Origin of the sequence: Bacillus sp. JJ864, assembly GCF_036963045.1 — a bacterium.
GTDB lineage: Bacteria > Bacillota > Bacilli > Bacillales > Bacillaceae_G > Bacillus_A > Bacillus_A pseudomycoides_C.
On record NZ_JBALLY010000179.1, the window covers coordinates 171 to 22477 of the forward strand.

The window sequence follows — 22307 nt, forward strand, 5'->3', positions numbered from 1 at the left end:
TATGAACAGTATCTTGAGTATACGGATAGCTGTAAGAAACAGACTGGTAGAAAGACGATTATCTATACAAGGGTTTCAACTACTAATCAAAAAGATGATTTAAAAAATCAAGTTGACTTTCTTAGACAATATGCCAATGCAAAAGGAATAATAGTGGATGAAACGATTGAGGACTATGGGGTGGGCTAAATTATAACAGTAAAAAATGGAATCGATGAATTGATAACTGTATGACAAACGAAGTAGGTACAATTATCATCACTCATAGAGATAGATTTATTCGGTTTGGGTACGATTGGTTTGAAATGTTCTTAGCTACATTCAATGTGAAAGTTATAGTTGTAAATAATGAAAGTCTTTCCTCACAAGAAGAGTTAGTGCAAGATATTGTATCTATTCTGCATAGTTTTAGCTGTCGTATATATGGGTTAAGAAAGTACAGGAAAAAATCTTAAAGGATGAGGAAGTTGAAAAAAGCCTATAAGATAGAAATTAACCCTACGCAAGAACAAAAAACTAAAATACATCAAACGATTGGAGTTAGTAGGTTTATCTACAATTTTTACATTTCTCACAATAAAGAGGTTTATGAAATAGAAGACACGCAAGTGGAACCAAAGCTAGAAGAAACAGGGTTAGGGATTGATTTAGGGATTAAGGATTTTGCTATTTGTAGCACTGGGAAAGTTCACGAAAACATCAATAAAACAGGAAAAGTAAGAAAGCTAGAAAGAAAATTAAAACGTGAGCAGCGCTCTTTATCGCGAAAGTATGAAAATCTAAAAAAGAGAGGTGGAAAATCTGCTACTAACAAAAGAGCGAATATAGACAAAAATATTCTTAGCGTGCAAAAGCTACATGCTCGGTTGTCCAATATACGATTAGAGTATATAAAGGCTGTTGTGAATAAGTTAGTGAAAACCAAACCAACGTATATCACAATAGAGGACTTGCATGTAAAAGGGATGATGAAGAATAAGCATCTATCTAAAGCAGTCGTAAGGCAAGGTTTTTATACGTTTCAAATATGGTTATTAGCAAAGTGTAAAGAATATGGCATTGAATTACGACAAGTAGACAGATTCTATCCTTCTTCTAAATTATGCTCATGTTGTGGCCGTAAGAAAGTGGATTTAAAACTGTCTGACAGAGTATATACGTGTGAGTGTGGAAATGAAATGGATAGAGATTTAAACGCATCCATCAACCTTTTACAAGCAAAAGAATATACTATACTAACATAAATAGTAGGTATATATGTACGGTGGGCTACATCGGAATTAACGCCTGTGGAGAGCCATATAAACCAAAGTAGCGAGTAGTTGGCAAAATGGGGTTCATAGAAGCAGGAAAACTCTAAGAGTATATATTTGTATATATTTTTAGTAGCAGAGACAATATACGTGAAGATTAAAGGCATTGAACCGACACCAAGTCCAAATACAATGAAGATTATTTTAAATGAAGTATTACCAGCAGGAGCACGAAACAATTATACGCGTGATAATGCAAATGAGGCTCCAGAGAGAGTGCAGCAAATTTTGCAAATTGAAGGTGTAAAAGGTGTGTATCATGTAGCGGACTTTTTAGCAGTAGAGCGTAATGCGAAATATGACTGGAAACATATTTTACAGCAAGTTCGTGCAGTTTTTGGTGAAGAAGTCGTAACAGGGAGCGAACAAGAACAAAATGCCCACTTTGGGGAAGTGAAAGTGTTTATTCAAATGTTTTTTACCATTCCAATGCAAGTGAAACTAACTGATGGTACAACTGAGGAACGCGTAGGATTACCAGATCGTTTCAAGGAAGCGATTATGAAAGTGCAAATGTCAGCTCCAAATGTTGTGAAAGAGCGGAAATGGGCCCAGCAAAGTACGCGTTATGGTAGCTTTGAAGAGATTGGAAAAGAAGTTGTGGAAGAGGTTGTTGCGGCATATCCACCTGATCGTGTAGATGCGATTGTCCAAGAATTATTACAACAAGCAGGAGAGGCTGAAGTAACGATTACAAAGCGTGAGCCATATAAAGTAACAGAGGAAATGATGAATGATTCTGATTGGACAAAACGCTATGCAGCGCTTGAACAAATGGATCCAACAGAAGAAGATATTCCTGTACTAGAGAAAGCGTTAGAAGATGAAAAAGTATCGATTCGCCGCTTAGCAACTGCTTATTTAGGAATGGTCAAAGGGAATCGTGTCTTACCTTTACTCTATAAGGCATTATTAGATAGATCTGTCAGTGTACGCCGCACAGCAGGTGATTGCTTATCAGATATCGGTGACCCTGCTGCAATGTTTGTGATGATTAAAGCGTTAAAAGATTCAAGTAAACTTGTACGCTGGCGTGCGGCAATGTTTCTATTTGAAATTGGTGACGAAAGTGCGATTCCAGCACTTCGCGTAGCGCAAGAGGATCCGGAATTTGAAGTCGCAATGCAAGCACGTTTAGCACTTGAACGCATTGAAGGCGGAGAGGAAGCAAAGGGTTCTGTTTGGAAGCAAATGACGGAGTACCGAAAAGGAGAATAATAGCTATGATTGCCTTTTACGATAGCTGGTGTCCGATGTGTACAAAGATTGCAAATCGAACGAAGGAACTAGATAAAAAGGGGAAAATAACATTTGTTTCTTTTCGTGAAGAAGAAATTGTTCAGCAATATTGTTTATCAGAAGAGATGCAGCAAAACATGGAGAAACATTTATACATTTATAAAGATGCGCGCTGGTATAAAGGGATTCAAAGTATATATGTCTTAACGAAAGTAATTCCTGCATACTGGGCAATCGTACCTTTTATTAAACTATCGATTCTTTTCGGATTTGGTCATACCTTATATGATTATATTGCGACGAAAAGGGAAATTGTTCCTGTTGGACATTGTAAAAATGGTGTTTGTGAAGTCCAAAGGAAAAAATAAGAAAGTCATCACGTTTCTTTTGCGTCTAGTATTAGAGCGTGATATGATGAATTTGGAATGAAAGTTGAAGGAGAGATTGGTAACATGACAAATGCATATGAAGAATACATGCGCCAAATGGTAATTCCAATGCGCCAAGAATTAGTGCGCGCTGGATTTAAAGAATTAACAACAGCAGAAGATGTACAAGAATTCATGGAAAATGTAGAAGGGACAACATTAGTCGTTGTGAACTCTGTTTGTGGTTGTGCGGCAGGTTTAGCGCGTCCATCAGCTGGTCAAGCGGTAGTACGTTCTGAGAAGCAACCTAACAATCTTGTTACTGTATTTGCAGGTCAAGATAAAGAGGCAACAGCGATGATGCGCTCTTACTTTGATGATATCCCGCCATCTTCACCATCTATGGCACTATTAAAAGGAAAAGAAGTTGTTCACTTCATTCACCGCCATGAAATTGAAGGTGCAACAATGGACGCTATTATTCAAAACTTAGAACAAGCTTTTGAAAAGCATTGCTAAAAAGGGAGAGATTTTCTCCCTTTTTCTTTTTAATGAGGTGAAGGAATGATTGTAACGACAGCAGGACGAACAAATAAAGAAATGACCGCATATGCTGAAAAAATAGCAATGGATTTACAAAGTTCTTTTCTTGTTAGGAATGATCGTCCTATTTATGAATTACATGAGCAATATAAACAAGATGTACTTGTTGCTCAGAAAAATCGATTAGCGATTTACCCGCAAGGAACGGAAGAATCGTTCTTTTTTCATCCAAACTCAGCGATGTTTCGCGTGAAGCGATTAATGCGCGGTGAACATGATCCATTTCTGCAAGCCGCGCAGCTAGAAGAAGGGATGACAGTGTTAGATTGTACACTAGGTATGGCATCTGATAGCATTGTGGTAAGTTATGCTGTAGGAGAAGCGGGACAAGTCACTGGAATAGAAGGTAATCGCTATATGGCATATTTGATTGAAAAAGGTCTTCAGCAGTGGGATGCAGGTGTAAACGAAATTAACGAAGCAATGCAGCGAATTACAGTGAAGCATACGGAGCATTTATCTTTTTTGCAACAATGTGCAGATCACAGCTATGATGTAGTATATTTAGATCCGATGTTTGAAGAAACAGTATTAGAATCAGACGGTATTCGTGGTTTAAAACATTTTGCATTGTACAACGATATTACGGATGAGACAATGCAAGAGGCTAAGCGTGTTGCGCGAAAACGAGTTGTGTTAAAGGATCATTTTCGCAGCATGCGCTTTGAAAAACATAACTTCTTTGTCTATAAACGAAAAAGCGCAAAATTTCATTTTGGTGTAATTGAAACTTGCTAATTATTAGACAATATGTATAATAGATTATAATAAATTTTATAGAAAATCTTGGATGAAGAGAGTAATTATTTTCAGAAGCAATAGCGAGCTAGGGATGGTGAAAGCCTAGTGCAGAGAAAATAATGAAGCGCACTTCGAAGATGCTGCTTGAATGGTGTAGTAGAGTAAGCCGGGGCTCCCTAACCTCGTTATAAACGGGAAAGTGGTTCGTAATGAACAACAAGGGTGATACCACGGGTGTAAACTCGTCTCTTTTTTAGAAAAGAGGCGAGTTTTTTTATTGATAAAAAGGAGGAAGATACTGATGGAATATAAAATGAAGTTTGCACAGCATGTATTCGACGTATTAGAACCAGGTTTATCATTAGAACAAATTGCTGCTTTAATTGAAACACCGAAGCAAGATGAGTTTGGAGATGCTGCTTTTCCTTGCTTCACATTAGCAAAGCAATATAAAAAAGCACCAGCAGTTATTGCGCAGGAACTAGCAGATAAATTATCTCACCCATTTTTTACAAAAGTAGAAGCTGTTGGACCGTATGTAAATGTGTTCTTCGATCGTCAAACTGTAAGTAATGAAGTGTTAAATGCAATACTAAACGAAAAAGAAGAATATGGACAGCTATACTTTGGACAAGAAAAAACGGTTGTAATTGACTATTCATCTCCTAATATCGCGAAGCCGTTTTCGATGGGACATTTACGTTCTACAATGATTGGAAATGCATTAAAACATATATGTGAAAAATGTGGTTATGAAGTTGTAGGCATTAACTACGTTGGTGACTGGGGAACTCAGTTTGGAAAACTGATTACCGCCTATAAAAAATGGGGCGATGAAGAGCTTGTTAGAGAAGATCCGATTCGCGAGTTATTTAAGTTATACGTACGTTTTCATGAAGAAGTAAAAGAGTATCCAGAGCTTGAAGAAGAAGGGCGTGCTTGGTTTAAGAAGCTAGAGGATGGCAATGAAGAAGCGGTATATTTGTGGAACTGGTTCCGTCACGAATCGTTAAAAGAGTTCTCTCGCATTTATGAACTGCTTGGCGTAGAATTCTCGAATTTTCAAGGAGAAGCATTTTACAATGATAAGATGGATGATTTCGTTAAACTTCTAGAAGAAAAATGTTTATTAGAAGAATCAGACGGAGCGCAAGTTGTTAATTTAGAAGAAGAAGGAATGCCGCCATGTTTAATTAAAAAGTCAGATGGTGCTACGCTCTATGCAACGCGTGATTTAACAGCTGCATTATATCGTCAAAACACGTATTCATTTGATAAAGCACTATATGTCGTTGGAGATGAACAAAGTTTACATTTCTCGCAATTTTTCACTGTACTAAAGAAATTAGGATTCCAGTGGGTAGAAGGCATGTCTCACGTTCCATTCGGACTTATTTTAAAAGATGGTAAGAAAATGTCTACTCGTAAAGGGAAAGTTGTTTTATTAGAAGAGGTGTTAGAAGAAGCAATTACGCTAGCAAAGCAAAATATTGAAGAGAAGAATCCTAACTTAAAGAACAAAGATAAAGTAGCAAAACAAGTTGGGGTTGGCGCAGTTATTTTCCATGACTTGAAAAATGAACGCATGCATAACATTGAATTTTCGCTTGAAAATATGTTGAAATTCGAAGGGGAAACGGGACCATACGTACAATACACACATGCGCGTACTTGTTCACTATTGAAAAAAAGCGATATCGATATTGAAAAACAAGAGTTACAGTTAACAGACGATATAAGCTGGTCCGTTATAAAACTATTGCATCGTTTTCCACAAGTCATTGAAACTGCGTTTGCGAAATATGAACCATCTCATATTGCGAAATATATACTAGACGTAGCACAAGCATTTAATAAATATTACGGTAACATTCGTATTTTAGAAGAAAATGCAGAGAGAGAAAGTAGACTTGCTCTCGTATATGCGGTAGCAGTTGTATTAAAAGAAGGATTGCGTTTACTCGGGGTGGAAGCGCCTGAGGAGATGTAGAAGGCAGAAAAGAGAAAGGAATTAAATATGTATCAATTCCTTTCTCTTCTCAACATTGATCTATTTTTTTAGTACATTTTTAAGTTCCAGCAAATTAGAAATTTCATAAGTAGGTTTAAATTCTGATGTATTTACAATTTTATTAGGGTTAAACCAGCACGTATCGATACCAAAATTGATTCCGCCTTGTATATCAGAACTTAAGCTATCTCCCACCATTAATACTTTGCTCTTGTCAGCATACTTTAAATTGTTTAAAGCGTGTTCAAATATTTTAGCATCTGGCTTCGATACATTTACATCCTCAGAGACTACTATATCTTCAAAGTATTTTGCTATAGTAGATTTCCGTATTCTATTATCTTGAACATCTTTGAGACCATTGGTGATTATAGAAAGTCTATAGTCTTTATGCAGACTTTCTACAAGATCTATACTCTCATCATATAAAAAAGATGCATTAGATAAATGTTTCATATATAATTGTGCAAATTCAACTTCATCAAATTCAGCATTTAATTTATTTGATAACCGTTTAAATCTTTCTAAATTTAAGTTTTTCTGAGTAATAAGTCCATCTTCTAGTTCTTTCCACATAGCTGTATTGATGGCCTTGTATACTTTTAAATGATAACTTTCATCATATTCTATATTATACGCCAGCATCGTATTTTTAAGTGCATGTTTTTCAGACTTTTTAAAGTCAAATAAAGTCTCGTCTGCATCAAATATTATTATTTCGTACTTCATATTAATCCTCCAAATATAGTTAGTTTTTATAGTTAACATATACAAACTTCTTATCAACGTGCTCATATGAGGGCCTGTTATACGTCAAAGTGCTAGATTTTAGATAAAACACCTTCAATTTTTTTTGATACATAATAAATTACAATATTTATAAAGTGTTGTATATAACATATGTCATAATGATCGGGGACGGGGAGTATGAGGAATTTTGAGAACGGTAAAATTACCTATATCTATCATATTTTGCATATTATAAAAACAATGTTAAGTATGTTGCATGTAGCGTATTCACTGCTTTTGCTCACGGAAAGATTTTGTAATATATTGTTTTTGGACTAGTGCTTTGATGACTTTTAATGTAAACTGTTTCATAGGAAGACTTCTTTTCTGTGAATTTTTTGAGGTAACTCAATTCTCACAAGAAAAGGCTTTTTTTACGTCTTTATTCATTTACACAAAATATTTTATACTCTCTAAGTATTCGAATAAGAAAAAAACAAATCAATTAAACTTACAATTTAAATTTAATAGGGGATAAGAATGATGAGTAAAAGTAATAAGTTAAAGATACGTAGTAAATCAGTTGCGGTGCTAGGGGTAACTGGGGCATGTTTATTTTTATCAGAACCAATGTTGATAAAAGCTGATAACTTACAATCTAACATTACAAAAGTACAAGAAAATCAAGTTGGTGATAACTTACAAGGTAAAGATAGTAAATCGAATGATTTACAAGATAAATCACAAGATAATAGCTTCAAAACAGATAATTTACAAACAGATAACTCGCAAACTAATGGAGTTAAATCGAATAATTCACAAAACCCACAAGATAGTAATGTTAAATCAGAAAATGTACAGGGTATAGATGTAGAATCAAATAGTCAACAAGATAACAGTGCTAAATCATATAACATAAAAAGTAATGAGGTCAAATCAGTTAATAAATCATCTAACTCACAACCTAGCACAACAAATGTACAAGAGACTCAAATTATTGAGTTTTCACAAGGTAATGGTATTTGGTCTGTGCCATATGGATTACAAGGTGCAAACTATATTGATTCTACAAATAAGTATGCAGGAAAAGAAGTTCGACTGATTCAAAAAATGGTAGTAAATAATGCAACTTGGTATCAATTTAGTATAGACGGTAAAACAATAGGTTGGTTAGATAGTAAAGTATTAAGTAAATTATCGAACATACAAGAAATAAATCAAGACTCTATAATGGGTGCGACCTATAATAATGGTATTTGGTCTTTACCGTATGGCGTTAAGGGTGCAAACTATGTAGATAATTCAGACAAATATGCTTACGATAACATTAAATTAATAGAAAAAGCAGATTTTGGAGATACAACTTGGTATAAATTTAGTGTGAACGGTAAAGTAATCGGTTGGGTTGACTCTAAAGCATTAGACAAAGATGGGGTAAAACCTGTGAATTTCTCTGTAACAATTGGAACTACAAACGGTAATGGGATATGGTCAAAACCTTATGGTGTGATGGATGCTCAATACTTAAGTTCTACTAATGATTATGCTTATCAAACATTACAAGTAATAAAGACAGTTAAAAAGGGAGTTACAAACTGGTATCAAGTTAAAAATGATAAAGGGATAGTTGGTTGGATAGATGGTGATAAAGCCGTAACTGACTTGGGAAATTTACCTGTTGAAAACAGTTCAGTACTAATTGGCGGTTCTGCAAAACCTTCTGACGGTGTTTGGAGTGTACCATATGGGGAATATGGTGCTAACTGGATTGCATCTGTTAGTGATTACAGCTTTAAACAAGTTAAAGTTATTCAAAAAGTGAAGAAAAATAATGTTGTGTGGAGTAAAATCACATTAGGGGATAAAGTACTAGGTTGGGTTGATTCAAGAACATTATCCAATCTTGTGATTAATGATGAAAATAAAACTGTATTATTAGGCGATACATACGGTCACTCTATTTGGACTTTACCTTATGGTGAAGAGAACGCTAAATATGTAGGTTCTGCAAATAACTATGTAAATAAACCTATTAAAGTAATTGGTAGTTTAACAACGGAACAAACAGTTTGGTATCATTTTACAGTAGACGGTAAAGAAGTTGGTTGGGTTGACTCTAAAGTAGTTTCTAATGCATCTAACATAGTAGAAATGAATGAGACTTATCATGTATCAAATACTCAGGGCCATACTGTATGGTCAAGACCTTATGGTATGCAAAATGCATCTTATATTGGCTCTGCTTCTGATTTTGCTAATAAGAACTTAAATGTGAAATTATCTGTAAATTACAACGGTGTAACGTGGTATGCTTTTAGAGACAAGAAGGGAAGTTTAAATTGGATAGATAGTAGAGCAGTTGTTCAAGGTTCTACTTACCCACATTTGGATGTGCCGATTATTAATCAACGTGATCCTTATATTCCATCAAGAAATTTAGTATCCGGTTGTGAGATAACATCTGTAACTATGATGTTACAATATGCAGGTGCGAACGTAGATAAAGTTCAACTTGCATACGAAATGCCATATTCTAGTATTGATCCAAATCAAGGTTTTGTAGGAGACCCTTTTGGTAGAGGGTGGACAATATATCCTCCAGCTTTGATGAATTTAGTACGTAAATACACAGGTAGTGCAATAAATCTAACTGGTTTAGAAATAAAAAGAAATTTAGACGAGGGGAAACCTGTTGTAGTTTGGATGACTATGCATGGTTTTACAGTTCACGCTATTACGCTTGTAGGATATGATGAAAACTATTTTTATTATAACGATCCTTGGACTGGTGAGAAAAACGCTTCTATGTATTGGTCTGACTTTTATAACAATTGGTCTACACAAAATAGACGAGCAATTTCATATTAAAGTATTGGGTAGAGTTTAACATTTTCAGCCAATTCATTTCCATCTTCTAAATGTGCAGGGCGTTGCCCGATGAAAGGTGGAGATGAATTGGCTTTTTGCATAGAAAAACATACATTTTTATCCTAAAACCTACTTATGAAAGGATCTTTGCAAAATAAATGCCCCTTGATTGGCAATTTCAAGTATAAAGCTATTTTTAGTAGGTGTCCCAATTCATTAGGGGCAAAGGAAAAAGTGTAAACATCAAATAATTAATTATTAAAGAATCCTAAAGCATACTTCACACCTTCATGAATATCAATCGTTTCGTATCCTGCTAATTCTTCAAGGGTAATATGCATTTTGACATTTTCTAATTCGAAACCACTGTCTAAGTCAATATTTAGGAGAACTTCATATCCATCAGTAGTAGCATTCGTTTCCATAATGTTAAAAGTTTGAATTGCTGTACCTGTTTCATACTCGATTGGTTCTATAAAATCTGACATAAAAACACCACCATTTTGTTTTAAAATCTAGTACTTGATGTATGGATTACTTCGTTTTTTCCTGATAATAAACATGTTTGATTCTTTCAGTAGTTTAACCATGCGACATTCTGTTATTCATGTAACGTTCTTAAAGAAGTAGAATAAAAAAGAGTAGTAAAGATAAAAATGAAATAAACATAAATCAGAAAAAACATTCTAAATTAATTGACAATTGGAGTTGCATTGGAATAAAATAACTGTTAATAAAAGTATACAAATCTGATGACGAGAACGAGTAAAATATATCACTGTTCCCCAGAGAGTCGGTGCCTTGCTGAGAGCCGGTGTTCGGTATATGTTTGAAAATCATCTCCGAGGAGTCGAGCTGAACATAGTAAGTTCGAACGGTTGTCTACCGTTACAAGGAACGCGTATGATTGTACGTTGCTGAGTGCTATTGATGAACGATTAATCAATAGAAGTAGGGTGGTAGCGCGGGTAAACCCGTCCCTAATGATAGGGACGGGTTTTTTGTGTACTTTTAATTATTTCTTAAGGAGTGATTGTAGATGAAGAAGGTAGATGTGAAAGAATTAGCTGTAAGGAGAGAAGCGCGAATTCGTAAGCAATGGAATGAACAGAATACCTTTGTGCAATCGATTCGAAATCGTGAAGGTGCACAATCTTTCGTATTTTATGAAGGACCGCCAACTGCGAATGGTCTTCCACATGTTGGGCATGCCCTAGGACGTACCATTAAAGATTTGGTTGCAAGATATAAAACGATGACAGGATATAAAGTACTGCGTAAGGCTGGATGGGATACACATGGATTACCGGTGGAATTAGGCGTTGAAAAGCAGCTTGGTATTTCTGGTAAACATGATATTGAAAAGTACGGTGTAGAAGCCTTTCTGGCAAAGTGTAAAGAGAGTGTATTTACGTATGAAAAGCAGTGGCGTGAGTTTACAGAGAGTATTGGTTACTGGGTTGATATGGATGCGCCGTATATCACGTTAGATAATTCCTATATTGAAAGTGTTTGGCATGTTCTTGGAACGATTCATGAAAAAGGATTGCTGTATAAAGGTCACCGCGTCTCTCCTTATTGCCCAAGCTGCCAAACATCATTAAGCTCACATGAGGTGGCGCAAGGATATAAAACAGTGAAGGATTTAAGTGCAACAGTTAAATTTCAGCTTACAGGTCGGGAAAACGAGTATCTTCTAGGCTGGACAACGACGCCATGGACGCTTCCAGCTAATGTAGCGCTAGCAGTTCACCCAGAGCTGGAATATGTGAGGGTGCAGCAAGGGGATGCGGTTTATATTGTGGCGAAAGAGTTAGCAAAAGATGTCCTGCAGCAAGAGTATAAAGTGTTATCTGTTCACAGGGGAAGCGAGTTAACAGGTCTTTCTTATATACCGCCATTTCAATTTGCAGAAGTCACAAATGGTTATTTTGTTGTAAATGCTGACTTTGTCACAGCCAATAGCGGTACTGGAATTGTTCATATTGCACCTGCATACGGAGAAGATGATTATAAAGTGGTCCAAGAACATGGACTATCATTTGTGAATGTTGTAAACGAGAAGGGCGAATATACATCTGATGTTCCTTTTTTACAAGGGAAATTTGTAAAAGAATGTGATATTGATATTGTTCGCTATTTAGCTGAGCATGGTCTTCTTTATCATAAGGAGAAGTATGAACATAGTTATCCGCATTGTTGGCGCTGCGATTCACCGCTACTTTATTATGCAAATGAAAGTTGGTTCATTCGAACAACTGCGTTAAAAGAGCAATTTTTACAAAATAATAATGAAGTAACATGGTATCCAGAACATATTCAACATGGTCGGTTTGGTAACTTTTTAGAAAACATGGTTGATTGGAATATTAGCCGGAAACGATATTGGGGTACACCGCTAAATGTATGGGAGTGTGAAGCTTGTTACCATCAATTTGCCCCGAAAAGCATTGAAGAATTAAGAAAATACGCAATTGGAATGGTTGATGAAAATATTGAACTGCATAAACCATATGTAGATGAAGTGAAAATCAGTTGTTCCGAATGCGGTGAAACAATGAAACGTACGCCAGAAGTAATTGATGTTTGGTTTGATAGTGGCTCGATGCCATTTGCTCAGTATCATTATCCATTTGAAAATAAAGAGTTATTTGAAGAACAGTTTCCATCGGATGTTATTGCTGAAGGAATTGAGCAGACGCGCGGTTGGTTTTATAGCTTACTTGCAGTGTCTACACTGTACACTGGAAGAGCCCCGTATAAGCGTGTATTATCACTTGGGCATGTGTTAGATGAAAATGGGCAAAAAATGTCAAAAAGTAAAGGGAATGCGTTAGACCCAGTAGATTTAGTAGAGAAATTTGGAGCGGATGCTTTGAGGTGGGCGCTGCTTGTAGATAGTGCGCCGTGGAATCCGAAACGATTTTCAGAACGAACTGTACAAGAAGCAAAGTCGAAACTAGTTGATACGTTGTTAAATGTATATAGTTTTTACGTATTGTACGCGGAATTAGATGAATACAATCCAAAACAGGAATATCGTACAAAGAAAACAAAACTGGATGAATGGGTATTATCAAGGCTGCATAGTACGATTCAGAAGGTAAGTATAGCTTTAGAAGATTATCAATTTACAACAGCTGCACGTGAAATAGCGTTATTAGTTGAAGAAGTAAGTAATTGGTATGTAAGGCGCTCACGCAATCGTTTTTGGGCATCTGGTATGAATGCTGAAAAAGCGGCAGCATACGCTACACTTTACGAGGTACTTGTTACGATTAGTAAGCTGCTTGCACCGTTTACACCATTTTTAGCTGAAGATATTCATTTCAATTTAGAAGGCAGCAGTGTTCATTTGGCGGATTATCCAGTATGTGAAGAAGCGCTAATTCAGAAACAGCTTGAAAGAGAGATGGCAGCTGTTTTACAAGTAGTTGAGCTTGGACGTAGCATTCGTAATCAACACACATTAAAAGTAAAACAACCATTAGCAAAACTTGTTGTATTTGAGAATACGAAGGAAGAAATGGATTGGGATTCGTATAAAGAAATTATAATGGATGAGCTGAATGTGAAAGAAGTGACGATCGAACATAGCGAAGCGGAGTATTTGTCATATCAGTTAAAGTTAAACTTTAAACAGGCAGGACCGAAGTTTGGAAAACAAATCAATTTGGTCAATCATTGGTTGCAAAATTTATCTAATGAAGAAGTAAAAGTGTTTCTAAAGGATGAAAATGGAGCATGTCAATTGTCGTCTGGAGAAGTTGTCACAGTAACATTAGAAGATGTGTTTGTTGAAAAAGTACCGAAAACAGGATTTGCTGATGCTGCGAATGGGTTATATACCGTTATGGTGGACACGAATGTGACGGTTGAATTGTTGGAGGAAGGCATGGCGCGAGAATTTATTCGCGCTGTGCAGGAATATCGCAAACAATTGAATTTGCCAGTAAATTTGCGAGTAGACATTGAAATTGAATGTGACGAGGAATTACGGGATGTAATGATGAAGTATAAAGAATTACTGCAAGAAAACTTACTGATGAAACAATTATTTATCATGGAATCGATGCAACAAGCAGAACAAATCCAAGTAGGAAATAAGCAGGTATTGATTCATCTTAGAGCGAACGAAATATAAGATAAGAAAAACAGAGTGTACGCTCTGTTTTTTCTTTTAAAAAAACTGTGAAAAACATTGTAAGTTCTATAGCTAGTATATAAAATTATGAAAAAAGAATGGAGTGAAAAGATGCGAGATTTTGAGACATTAAGGGTATATGTAAAAAAGAAAGAATTTTTAAATGGTTTATCGGAAATTCAAAAGGAAATTGAGGAAATAAGAGGAAAAAATTCCTTTTCCTATATGAAAGAACGGTTAGGTAAAATTTCTTCAGAAGAAGATTTTTATACACTCATTCAATTGTTAGATGAAGGCTTGATGCCATCTTATAGTAGATTTGTGGTGCGATATGCGCATCGTCGTTTTAACAGTTTTCGGACGCTTACTTGGTTTTGTGATGATTTAATTGATGAACGAAAATCATTAGATGCAGAAGATTTGTTAAAAGAGGCATTGCAAAAAGAAGATAATGGTGTTAAAAAAGAGCACCTTGCAAAGGCATATTTCGTATTGGCACGCTGCATACTTGAAATGCGTCGTTATGAAGAAGCTTATACTTATATGAATAAAGCAGAAGAGTTAAGTGAGATTCCGATTTTTGATAAATGGGGCTACTTTTATTTATTTAAAGGCGATTGGCTAAAGGCAGAAGAAGTACTGCGAAAAGGAATGAATTGTGAGGAATGTGCAGATACATCAACATATTTATTGGCTGAGTTGTATTCTATGAAAGGGGAACATGAAAAGTCATTACAAATCATTACGGAAGCGATGAGGAAATTTCCACAAGTTCCGTTCTTTTATTTAGAAAAGATAAAAAGATTATATGATAAAAAAGCATATGATGAGTTGAGACAAGTTTTACATGAAGTTCAAAACTTGTTGCCATTTCATAGTTATCAACCGTATTTCTCACAAATTTGGGCGGAATTCTATTATATGAAAGGTGATTGGACTACTCTGCAAACATTGCTAGAAAACGAGAATAGTTTAAAGGATTCTCCTTATCACAACGCATTGCGCTTTGCTGAGAAAAAAGAAGTGATGCTTTCAATTATACCTGTCGTGCAGAAAGATAACTTTTGCGTACCTGCAAGTATAGAAATGGTATTGAAGCTTTTTGGAAAACACAAAACGCAAGATGAAATTGCCAAGCACATTTTTGATGGAATAGGATCAAAGTTATCAAAAACAGTTGAATACGTAGAAGCGATCGGTTATAAAAGTTGTTTCTTTGTAGGTACAGTAAATATGTATAAAAAATTTATCGATGCCGGTGTTCCGGTTTTGCTTAGTGTCGATATAGATCATGTTTCACATGTGCAATTGGTAGTTGGCTATAATGATCAGCTGCAAGTTTTATATATTCAAGATCCAAATTTTGCAGAGCGCACACTTGTTACATATGAAGAATTTGCAAAGCAGTATGTAAATACGAATTATTTATCCATCGCAATTGTTCCAAATGAGAAAAGTGAGCTTCTTTCTTCATTATGTAAAGAAGATGATTTGTATTTCCGGCGCATCTTTTCGTTAACAGATCAAATGGAATTTGCTGAACATGACGATGTGGAAAATTTATTAAGGCTTTTACACGAGCATAAAGAAAATCCGTATACATGGCTATATGCGATTAAGCATTTAGATTTACAAGACGGAAAGGAGTTTGTATATAACTGTGCGAAGCGCGCTTTATATGCTTATCCGGAATCCGATTATGTAAAACTTCATGCAGCGCAATGTTTTGTGCGCATCGAAGAACTAGAACAAGCATATACAGTATTAGAACAAGTAAATCATAAAGTTGTTAATCCATTCTATCATTTTACTCAAGGACGCATTGCGTTCGATGAATCTCGTTATGATGATATGATTGCTAGTTTTCGTGCGTCGCTCCAGCTAGACCCTGATCAGCCAGTAGCTTGGAGTTATATGGCCATTGGATATATGTATTTAGATGATTTGAAGCAGGCTCTAAAGTATTCGTCTATTGCAACGAGTCGTCACGAAGATCGTTTTGTTTTCGTTAATCATGCCCTTATTTTAATGGATGCGGACCAAAACGAAGAAGCATATGAAGTGTTTACTACGTTGTTAAAACAATATAAACGAGACGGATATGTCTGGTGTGAGCGTGCTAGGTGTGCTCATAAATTAGGAAAGTTAAGATCGGCAATTCGCGGACTTCAAGTTGGCAAGGAATTAGATCGTCAACTACCGCTTCCATATATCATGTTAGCTGATATTTATGAAGCAGAATTAGACGAGGAAAGAAAAGCAGAAGAGGTTTTACTAGAAGGAATGCAACATGATGTCCAATCAGCTGCATTATATGCGAAATTAGGTGATTTTTATTTAGAACGAGAGCAATATGAAAATGCACTGAAAATGTATGAAGTCGGGCTTCAACATGACGAGGAAGATGCATCCTTTCATATAGGAATTAGTGAAGTTTACATGAAACAAAAAAGCTATGAAACAGGAAAACAATATATTTTTAGACTGAAAGAACAGTTTACTGAAGATAGCGACTTCCTTATTAATGCTGGAAAAATATTATGGAATGCTGCTATGGATCAAAACATAGAACAAAGAGAATTAGAATCAGCTCTAACGATAATGGAAGAAGGAATCGTTTGTATACAAAATAATTTCCGGGATGCATTAGAAATATATGTAACCCAACTAGAAGATACACCATTTTTACAAAGAGGAATTTCGTTTTTAAGTACTTTAGTTGAAAAAGATAATCGTAATATAGATTATTTATGTTATTTAGGTATTTTACAGGAGTCGGCTGGAAATTATATGAAAGCTATTCAACTGTATGAGCAAGCAGCGCAGATCACTGAAGATCCATTCTCGCATTTTAGGGTCGGGGAAGTGTATAAAACATTGGAAGAAAGGGAACAAGCAAAAAAAGCTTTTTTACAATGCGTGAAACGAGATTCTACTTTTGCAATGGCGCATTTAAAATTGGCTGAACTTTACTTTGTGGAAGAAGATTTAGAAAACGAACAACATCACATGTTTGCAGGTTGTAAACATGCACCTTTATTAGTAAATATGGAACATTTAGCGAATATATCAGTAAAAATTGGGCGTCATAAGGAACTAATTGCGTATTTAAACAAAAAGAAAGGGATTGTTTCTGAAGTATGGCGTTTAAATAGTCTTGCATATGTGTACGGGGCATCTGGTGATGGGCAGAAAGAACGTGTTTATATAGAACAGGCACTGGCAAAGGAAAATAATCATGAAGAGATATTACATCATTATGCGAAAATATTACTTGCCTCGCATGAAAAAGAAGGCTTACATGTTATTGAAAAGCTTATTATGCAAAATGTTCACAATGAAGAAGTGTATGTAACGTATATAGAAGAGTTGCGAAAGCAAAGAAAAAATATAAGTGATAGTTTGGGGAATTTAGACATATCAAAAGAAGAAAAAAGCTATGCGTTTATGTATGCAGCTTCTGCACTTGAACAAAAATTTATGGAACAGATGGAGCAAGAAGAACAAACAGGAGCATTTTTTACGAAAATGTATCGCCGCATTCGAAAACGTGCGCAAGATGTACTTTCTATTACATCTATTATTGATTTGTATGAAACGGCAATTCAGCTAAATCAAGAGAACTATACAGTGGTACAGCGATTTGCTCACTTTTATGTAAATGGTGATCTTAATGATGATGCAATAGAAACATTGCGTAAGACGCTTGAAAACCATTGGAATTATGAAATCGCACATCAGTTAATTATGCTGCTTTTAGAACATGCAGATGACAATGAGGAAAGGCTGCAAGAGGCATTGCGTGAAACAGAGCACCTTTTGCAAGAAAGGCCGATGGACGCATCGATTCAAATGCTACATGGTACGATATTACTAGATTTACAAAGGGAAGAAGAAGGAGAGGATATTCTCCGTGCTTTAATAGAGGATGTTCCAATGATGAGTGGTAGTTTTATACATTTAGGTGCTCTTTATAATAATCAAGAGCGTTACCGAGAAGCGATTGTTATATTGGAAAAAGGATTAGAGCATCATCCAGAAGAGGATGAACTATATATCGGTCTTGGTGTTTCCCATCATCTAAACGGTGATACAGAAAGAGCGTTGCAACTCATGAATGATGTATTATTGATGGATGAATCACATTTGAATGCCAGGTATAATAAAGCATGCTATTTAGCTGTATTAAATCGAAATGAAGAAGCGACCACTGAATTAGAGCGCGTATTACAAGAAGATGAAAGCGGCTATTTTGTAGAATTAATGGAAGAGGACCCAGATCTAATACGTATTAAAAAATATGTAAAGCAGTATATTTGATGAATTTTTGGAAAGTTTATAACAAAACCATATCGGATGAGCTGAAGAAGTAAGTGAAATGATTTTTCGAATTATTAAAAAATATCTTGCATTTCGTCGTTTGAAAGGATAGAATATTCCGTAAATATAAAAAGCGATGAGCAGGAAAAGTACATCGTGAACTGATCTACAGAGAGCAATCGGTAGCTGAGAAGATTGCGATGCAGCGTGATGGAAAGACACCTGTGAGTGTTATTTTGAACGTGAAGAACTAGTAAAAGTAAACGGAACCTACCGTTATCAGGCGAAAAGTGGTCAATATGACAATTTGGGTGGTACCGCGGTGAAATCCGTCCCTTTTATAGGGGCGGATTTTTGTATTCTTTGAAAGGGGTGAGCGGCCGTGGATGATGATGACAACGATAATAATAAATTTACAATCATACAATTAATAGTAGGAGGCGGAATGTATGAGTCAACAAATGAAGCGGTCGCTTATTAGCGAATGTACACCGCATGAAACAGTTGTGTTACAAGGATGGGTGAAGAAAATTCGTCATTTAGGGAATATTAGCTTTTTATTACTTCGTGATCGAACAGGCGTCATGCAATGTGTACTTGAAAAAGAATGGTCTGGATATAAAGTAGAAGTAGAAAGTGTTATGCAAATTACAGGAAAAGTAATTGAGACAGAGAAAACGGAACTTGGAGTAGAGTTGTTAGTAGAGGATGTGCAGCTTATAAATGGCGCTGAGCCAATTCCATTTGAAGTGAATAAAAAGAAACTGCAGGTCGGTTTAGATCAAATGTTACATTCACGAACATTATCACTTCGGCATGAAAAAGTGCAAGCGATTTTTACAATTAAATCAATGTTTGCACATGCCTTTAGCGAATATTTACTACAACATGATTTTACAAGAATTTTCACACCGAAAATTGTTTCACAAGGAGCGGAAGGCGGAGCAAACGTATTTCAGTTTCAATATTTTGAAAAAGAAGCATATTTAGCACAATCACCGCAGTTTTATAAACAAATGATGGTTGCGGGTGGATTAGAACGTGTTTTTGAAGTGGCACCTGTGTACCGCGCTGAACATCACAATTCATCTCGTCATTTAAACGAATACATTTCCTTAGACGTTGAGCTTGCATTTATTGAAGACTTTTATGAAGTAATGAAACTTGAAATGGATGTACTTCGGTATATGTTTGGAAAAGTACAGCAATATTGTGCAAAGGAGTTACATTTGCTTCACATTGAAATTCCGGTTATTACAAACATTCCAAAACTAACGGTGACGGAAGCACAAAATATTTTACAAAAAGAGTATCGAAAAGAATCGCCAATTGGCGATTTAGATTCAGAAGGAGAAAAATTGCTTGGGAAGTATGTAAAAGAAACATACAATAGCGATTTTGTCTTTATCACTCATTATCCGAAAGAAACACGTCCGATGTATACAATGCCAAATCAAGAGAATCCTTCTATCACAGACTCTTTTGATTTATTGTATAAGGGATTGGAAATTACATCGGGGGCGCAGCGTATTCACAATTATGATATGTTAGTTCGCTCCTTTGAAGAAAAGGGATTGAATGTAGAAAACTTTCAATCGTATATCGATACATTCCGTTTTGGATGTCCGCCGCATGGTGGATTTGCGATTGGATTAGAACGGCTTGTATATAAATTTTTAAACTTATCAAACGTTCGTGAAGCAAGCGCATTTCCGAGAGACTGTACGCGGTTAGTGCCGTAATATATAGTGAAAAAATCCCCGGTATAAAAACCGGGGATTTTTTATGAGAATCTATTTTCAATTTGTAATCGAAATTATCCACAATATCCAATGAGCTCCTGGCATAAAAAGAAGCTGAGCTAGTAATGTTCCTAAAAATCTAGAGATCATAAGCCATCCATACATTTTTCCCATTGTTTCTGTACCGTTTTCTTTTTGGAGGGCTCGTTCTGTTAAGAGAGCGATTCGTGGGTCTAATAGGACAGTTAGTAAAATTGTCGCAAATCCATTAACGAGACCGGAAGCTGTACTTGCATTTGTTGCGTAAGCAGGATTTAAAAAAGAAGCGTATAAAGCAGAAAGAACGCCTGCTGTATAAATAGCGGTAGCAAACATATTAATGAGCATAATTCGCTTTGGAATACCGCCAACTCGCATTCGATGAATCATTTGCAATTTTGGGAAACGAACATATTTTTTTGTGTATTTTAGTTTTTGAATGTTATTTGTTTTCATCATGCGAATGAAAGAACCGTCTGTTTCAAAGTTTTGAATCACATAGCCAAATAGTTTTGTTAGAGTCGGATATAAAAAGATGGCTAGTAATGTACCGATGGAAGCCGCTAATAAAATAAGACGAATCGTTCCTTCTAAATTGATGGAAGTGTCTTGCTTTGCTTGATCGACGATACCGCCAAGTAAAAAGGCTTGCAGTAAGTTAGATGTTCTCGCAACAAGTAACACGATTCCAACTACAGATAAGGAAACAGCAATCTTTTTTAAACGAATTCCTGCAAGTCGGATACTATAGGAACTTGTTTCCACGGCATGAATAATAATTGTAAAAACTACTATGAAAATTAATTTTGTTGTCATGTGTATTCACCATCTATTATAAATTGGAAAATAAATCTAATCATACATGATGAGAAGGGTTTTGTACATCTTGAATTTTGTTTTGATGGTGACTTATAGTATCTTATTGACTGAATGTTTACATTTGAATGATTCTTTTGCAAAATAGTGAAGGTTGTGGCTAGAATGGTAAGGGGGATAAGAATGAAAGCATATTACAGTAACCGAGCAAAAAGTTATGAAGAAGTATATTTTCGAGAAGACCCTATTAGGCAAGCAGAACTGTTACAAATAAAAGATGTTTTGAAAGAAAAGTTTACAGGAAGGGATGTACTTGAGGTTGCTTGTGGTACAGGATACTGGACGCAATATGTTGCTGAAACGGCTGAGCACATTACTGCACTTGATTACTCGGAAGAAACACTTACGATAGCGAAAGAAAAGCAGCTTTTGCCATCGAAAGTTTCTTTTGTACAAGGAAATGCCTATAAACTAAATCAATTAGCAAAAACATTTAATGGAGCATACGCAAATTTTTGGTTTTCTCATATTCCGAAAGAAAATATTTTTTCTTTTTTAGAACAATTTCATAAGGTTTTAAAACCCGGTTCAATTGTATATATGGTAGATAATATGTATAACGAAGGAATAGGTGGAACACTTATTTCGAAGCCAGGCGATGAAAAATTGCTCTCTTTTATCGGTCCGCCGATTCAACATTCATTTGCGAATATATATGGAATGAATGAAAAACAAGTAATAGATGCAGTAACGTTTTATCGTGAATACTTTAAAACGAATGGAATGTTTGAAAATCATGTATATAAGCATATTCCTAGTGTTTTACAAGAGTTAAAGGATGAAGGGAAGCGTTTATTTGTAGCAACGTCTAAACCAACTGTATTTGCAAAACAAATTTTAGAACACTTTCAGATGGCGCATTATTTTGAAGAGATTGTCGGTAGTAATTTAGATGGAACACGCATTGCAAAAACAGAAATCATTCAGCATATTTTACATACATATCACGATTTAGAGAAAGAACATGTAGTTATGGTAGGTGATCGAGAGCACGATATAATTGGAGCACGTCAAGTTGGTATCGATTCTATCGGAGTCATGTATGGGTACGGTAGTAAAGAAGAATTAGTGGCGGCGGGAGCTACTCATATTATTAAAGATGCAGAAAATATAAAGAAGTTTCATTATGTAGTAGAAAAATAATTGACGAAAAAGATAAGGTTGTCACCTTGTCTTTTTTGTATAGAGATGTTGTGAAAAAATGACTATATCCGGTGCTTGAAAAAGGAATTTTAGTTATAAAGTGGAATTTTAAAATAAACTGAAAATTCTATAAAAATTTCCTTGGAAATTAAAAAGGACTAAATCAATAGT

At 35.5% G+C, this 22307-nt stretch carries 14 protein-coding genes, 1 pseudogene and 3 other annotated features; of the genes and pseudogenes, 12 read left to right on the top strand and 3 right to left on the bottom strand.

Annotated features, from left to right (window positions below):
• The 7 genes and pseudogenes from V7024_RS21810 to argS form a co-directional block, all read left to right on the top strand.
• A pseudogene (locus tag V7024_RS21810) lies at positions 1 to 484 on the top strand (IS607 family transposase); the annotation flags it as partial.
• Positions 468 to 1244: an RNA-guided endonuclease TnpB family protein gene (locus V7024_RS21815; protein ID WP_335523848.1), complete on the top strand. Its 777-nt coding sequence runs from the start codon at positions 468 to 470 to the stop codon at positions 1242 to 1244. The pseudogene V7024_RS21810 and the gene V7024_RS21815, both read left to right, overlap by 17 nt.
• Before the next feature lie 159 nt (positions 1245 to 1403).
• Entirely contained in the window at positions 1404 to 2531 is a 1128-nt protein-coding gene (locus V7024_RS21820) for a conserved virulence factor C family protein (protein ID WP_335523850.1), read from the top strand.
• Positions 2532 to 2536: 5 nt separating this feature from the next.
• Positions 2537 to 2920 carry a DCC1-like thiol-disulfide oxidoreductase family protein gene (locus tag V7024_RS21825; RefSeq protein WP_335523852.1) on the top strand — a complete coding sequence of 128 codons (384 nt, stop codon included), beginning with the start codon at positions 2537 to 2539 and terminating at the stop codon, positions 2918 to 2920.
• An 84-nt stretch (positions 2921 to 3004) separates the two neighbouring features.
• Positions 3005 to 3439 carry a BrxA/BrxB family bacilliredoxin gene (locus tag V7024_RS21830; protein ID WP_335523854.1) on the top strand — a complete coding sequence of 145 codons (435 nt, stop codon included), beginning with the start codon at positions 3005 to 3007 and terminating at the stop codon, positions 3437 to 3439.
• Between the two features lie 45 nt (positions 3440 to 3484).
• Positions 3485 to 4261 (top strand): class I SAM-dependent methyltransferase, encoded by a 777-nt coding sequence (locus tag V7024_RS21835; RefSeq protein WP_335523857.1) that lies wholly within the window; start codon positions 3485 to 3487, stop codon positions 4259 to 4261.
• 40 nt (positions 4262 to 4301) lie between these two features.
• Positions 4302 to 4517: a binding site (T-box leader), on the top strand.
• 48 nt (positions 4518 to 4565) lie between these two features.
• The gene (argS, locus tag V7024_RS21840; protein ID WP_335523859.1) at positions 4566 to 6254 is read left to right on the top strand and encodes an arginine--tRNA ligase; all 1689 of its coding nucleotides are present in this window, start codon (positions 4566 to 4568) and stop codon (positions 6252 to 6254) included.
• Between the two features lie 60 nt (positions 6255 to 6314).
• On the opposite strand, the gene V7024_RS21845 is transcribed toward argS, so the two are convergent.
• Entirely contained in the window at positions 6315 to 7004 is a 690-nt protein-coding gene (locus V7024_RS21845) for a YjjG family noncanonical pyrimidine nucleotidase (RefSeq protein ID WP_335523862.1), read from the bottom strand.
• A 543-nt stretch (positions 7005 to 7547) separates the two neighbouring features.
• Between V7024_RS21845 and V7024_RS21850 the strand changes: the two genes are divergently transcribed.
• On the top strand, positions 7548 to 9872 hold the full coding sequence (locus V7024_RS21850; protein WP_335523863.1) for a GW domain-containing glycosaminoglycan-binding protein: 2325 nt from the start codon (positions 7548 to 7550) through the stop codon (positions 9870 to 9872).
• A 251-nt stretch (positions 9873 to 10123) separates the two neighbouring features.
• On the opposite strand, the gene V7024_RS21855 is transcribed toward V7024_RS21850, so the two are convergent.
• Positions 10124 to 10360 carry a hypothetical protein gene (locus V7024_RS21855; RefSeq protein ID WP_335523865.1) on the bottom strand — a complete coding sequence of 79 codons (237 nt, stop codon included), beginning with the start codon at positions 10358 to 10360 and terminating at the stop codon, positions 10124 to 10126.
• A gap of 255 nt (positions 10361 to 10615) precedes the next feature.
• Positions 10616 to 10857 (top strand) — a binding site (T-box leader).
• Positions 10858 to 10911: 54 nt separating this feature from the next.
• Here V7024_RS21855 and ileS point away from each other — a divergent pair.
• The 3 genes from ileS to aspS all read left to right on the top strand — a co-directional run bounded on the left by ileS (position 10912) and on the right by aspS (position 20078).
• On the top strand, positions 10912 to 14016 hold the full coding sequence (ileS, locus tag V7024_RS21860) for an isoleucine--tRNA ligase (protein ID WP_335523867.1): 3105 nt from the start codon (positions 10912 to 10914) through the stop codon (positions 14014 to 14016).
• 111 nt (positions 14017 to 14127) lie between these two features.
• On the top strand, positions 14128 to 18336 hold the full coding sequence (locus V7024_RS21865; RefSeq protein ID WP_335523870.1) for a tetratricopeptide repeat protein: 4209 nt from the start codon (positions 14128 to 14130) through the stop codon (positions 18334 to 18336).
• A 127-nt stretch (positions 18337 to 18463) separates the two neighbouring features.
• Positions 18464 to 18676: a binding site (T-box leader), on the top strand.
• Positions 18677 to 18785: 109 nt separating this feature from the next.
• Complete coding sequence (aspS, locus tag V7024_RS21870) at positions 18786 to 20078, top strand: aspartate--tRNA(Asn) ligase (protein WP_335523872.1); 1293 nt, start codon at positions 18786 to 18788, stop codon at positions 20076 to 20078.
• A gap of 57 nt (positions 20079 to 20135) precedes the next feature.
• On the opposite strand, the gene V7024_RS21875 is transcribed toward aspS, so the two are convergent.
• Entirely contained in the window at positions 20136 to 20933 is a 798-nt protein-coding gene (locus V7024_RS21875; protein ID WP_335523875.1) for a lipid II flippase Amj family protein, read from the bottom strand.
• A 183-nt stretch (positions 20934 to 21116) separates the two neighbouring features.
• Here V7024_RS21875 and V7024_RS24490 point away from each other — a divergent pair, with 183 nt between their 5' ends.
• A complete protein-coding gene (locus V7024_RS24490) occupies positions 21117 to 22136 on the top strand; it encodes an HAD-IA family hydrolase (RefSeq protein WP_438824498.1) in 1020 nt (339 codons plus the stop codon).
• The last annotated feature ends 171 nt before the right edge of the window (positions 22137 to 22307 follow it).

Bases quoted from the DNA above. Each gene is read 5' to 3' on its own strand.
- V7024_RS21825 (WP_335523852.1), top strand. From the start codon at position 2,537: ATGATTGCCTTTTACGATAGCTGGTGTCCGATGTGTACAAAGATTGCA.
- V7024_RS21830 (WP_335523854.1), top strand. From the start codon at position 3,005: ATGACAAATGCATATGAAGAATACATGCGCCAAATGGTAATTCCAATG.
- V7024_RS21835 (WP_335523857.1), top strand. From the start codon at position 3,485: ATGATTGTAACGACAGCAGGACGAACAAATAAAGAAATGACCGCATAT.
- argS (WP_335523859.1), top strand. From the start codon at position 4,566: ATGGAATATAAAATGAAGTTTGCACAGCATGTATTCGACGTATTAGAA.
- V7024_RS21845 (WP_335523862.1), bottom strand. From the start codon at position 7,004: ATGAAGTACGAAATAATAATATTTGATGCAGACGAGACTTTATTTGAC.
- V7024_RS21850 (WP_335523863.1), top strand. From the start codon at position 7,548: ATGAGTAAAAGTAATAAGTTAAAGATACGTAGTAAATCAGTTGCGGTG.
- V7024_RS21855 (WP_335523865.1), bottom strand. From the start codon at position 10,360: ATGTCAGATTTTATAGAACCAATCGAGTATGAAACAGGTACAGCAATT.
- ileS (WP_335523867.1), top strand. From the start codon at position 10,912: ATGAAGAAGGTAGATGTGAAAGAATTAGCTGTAAGGAGAGAAGCGCGA.
- V7024_RS21865 (WP_335523870.1), top strand. From the start codon at position 14,128: ATGCGAGATTTTGAGACATTAAGGGTATATGTAAAAAAGAAAGAATTT.
- aspS (WP_335523872.1), top strand. From the start codon at position 18,786: ATGAGTCAACAAATGAAGCGGTCGCTTATTAGCGAATGTACACCGCAT.
- V7024_RS21875 (WP_335523875.1), bottom strand. From the start codon at position 20,933: ATGACAACAAAATTAATTTTCATAGTAGTTTTTACAATTATTATTCAT.
- V7024_RS24490 (WP_438824498.1), top strand. From the start codon at position 21,117: ATGAAAGCATATTACAGTAACCGAGCAAAAAGTTATGAAGAAGTATAT.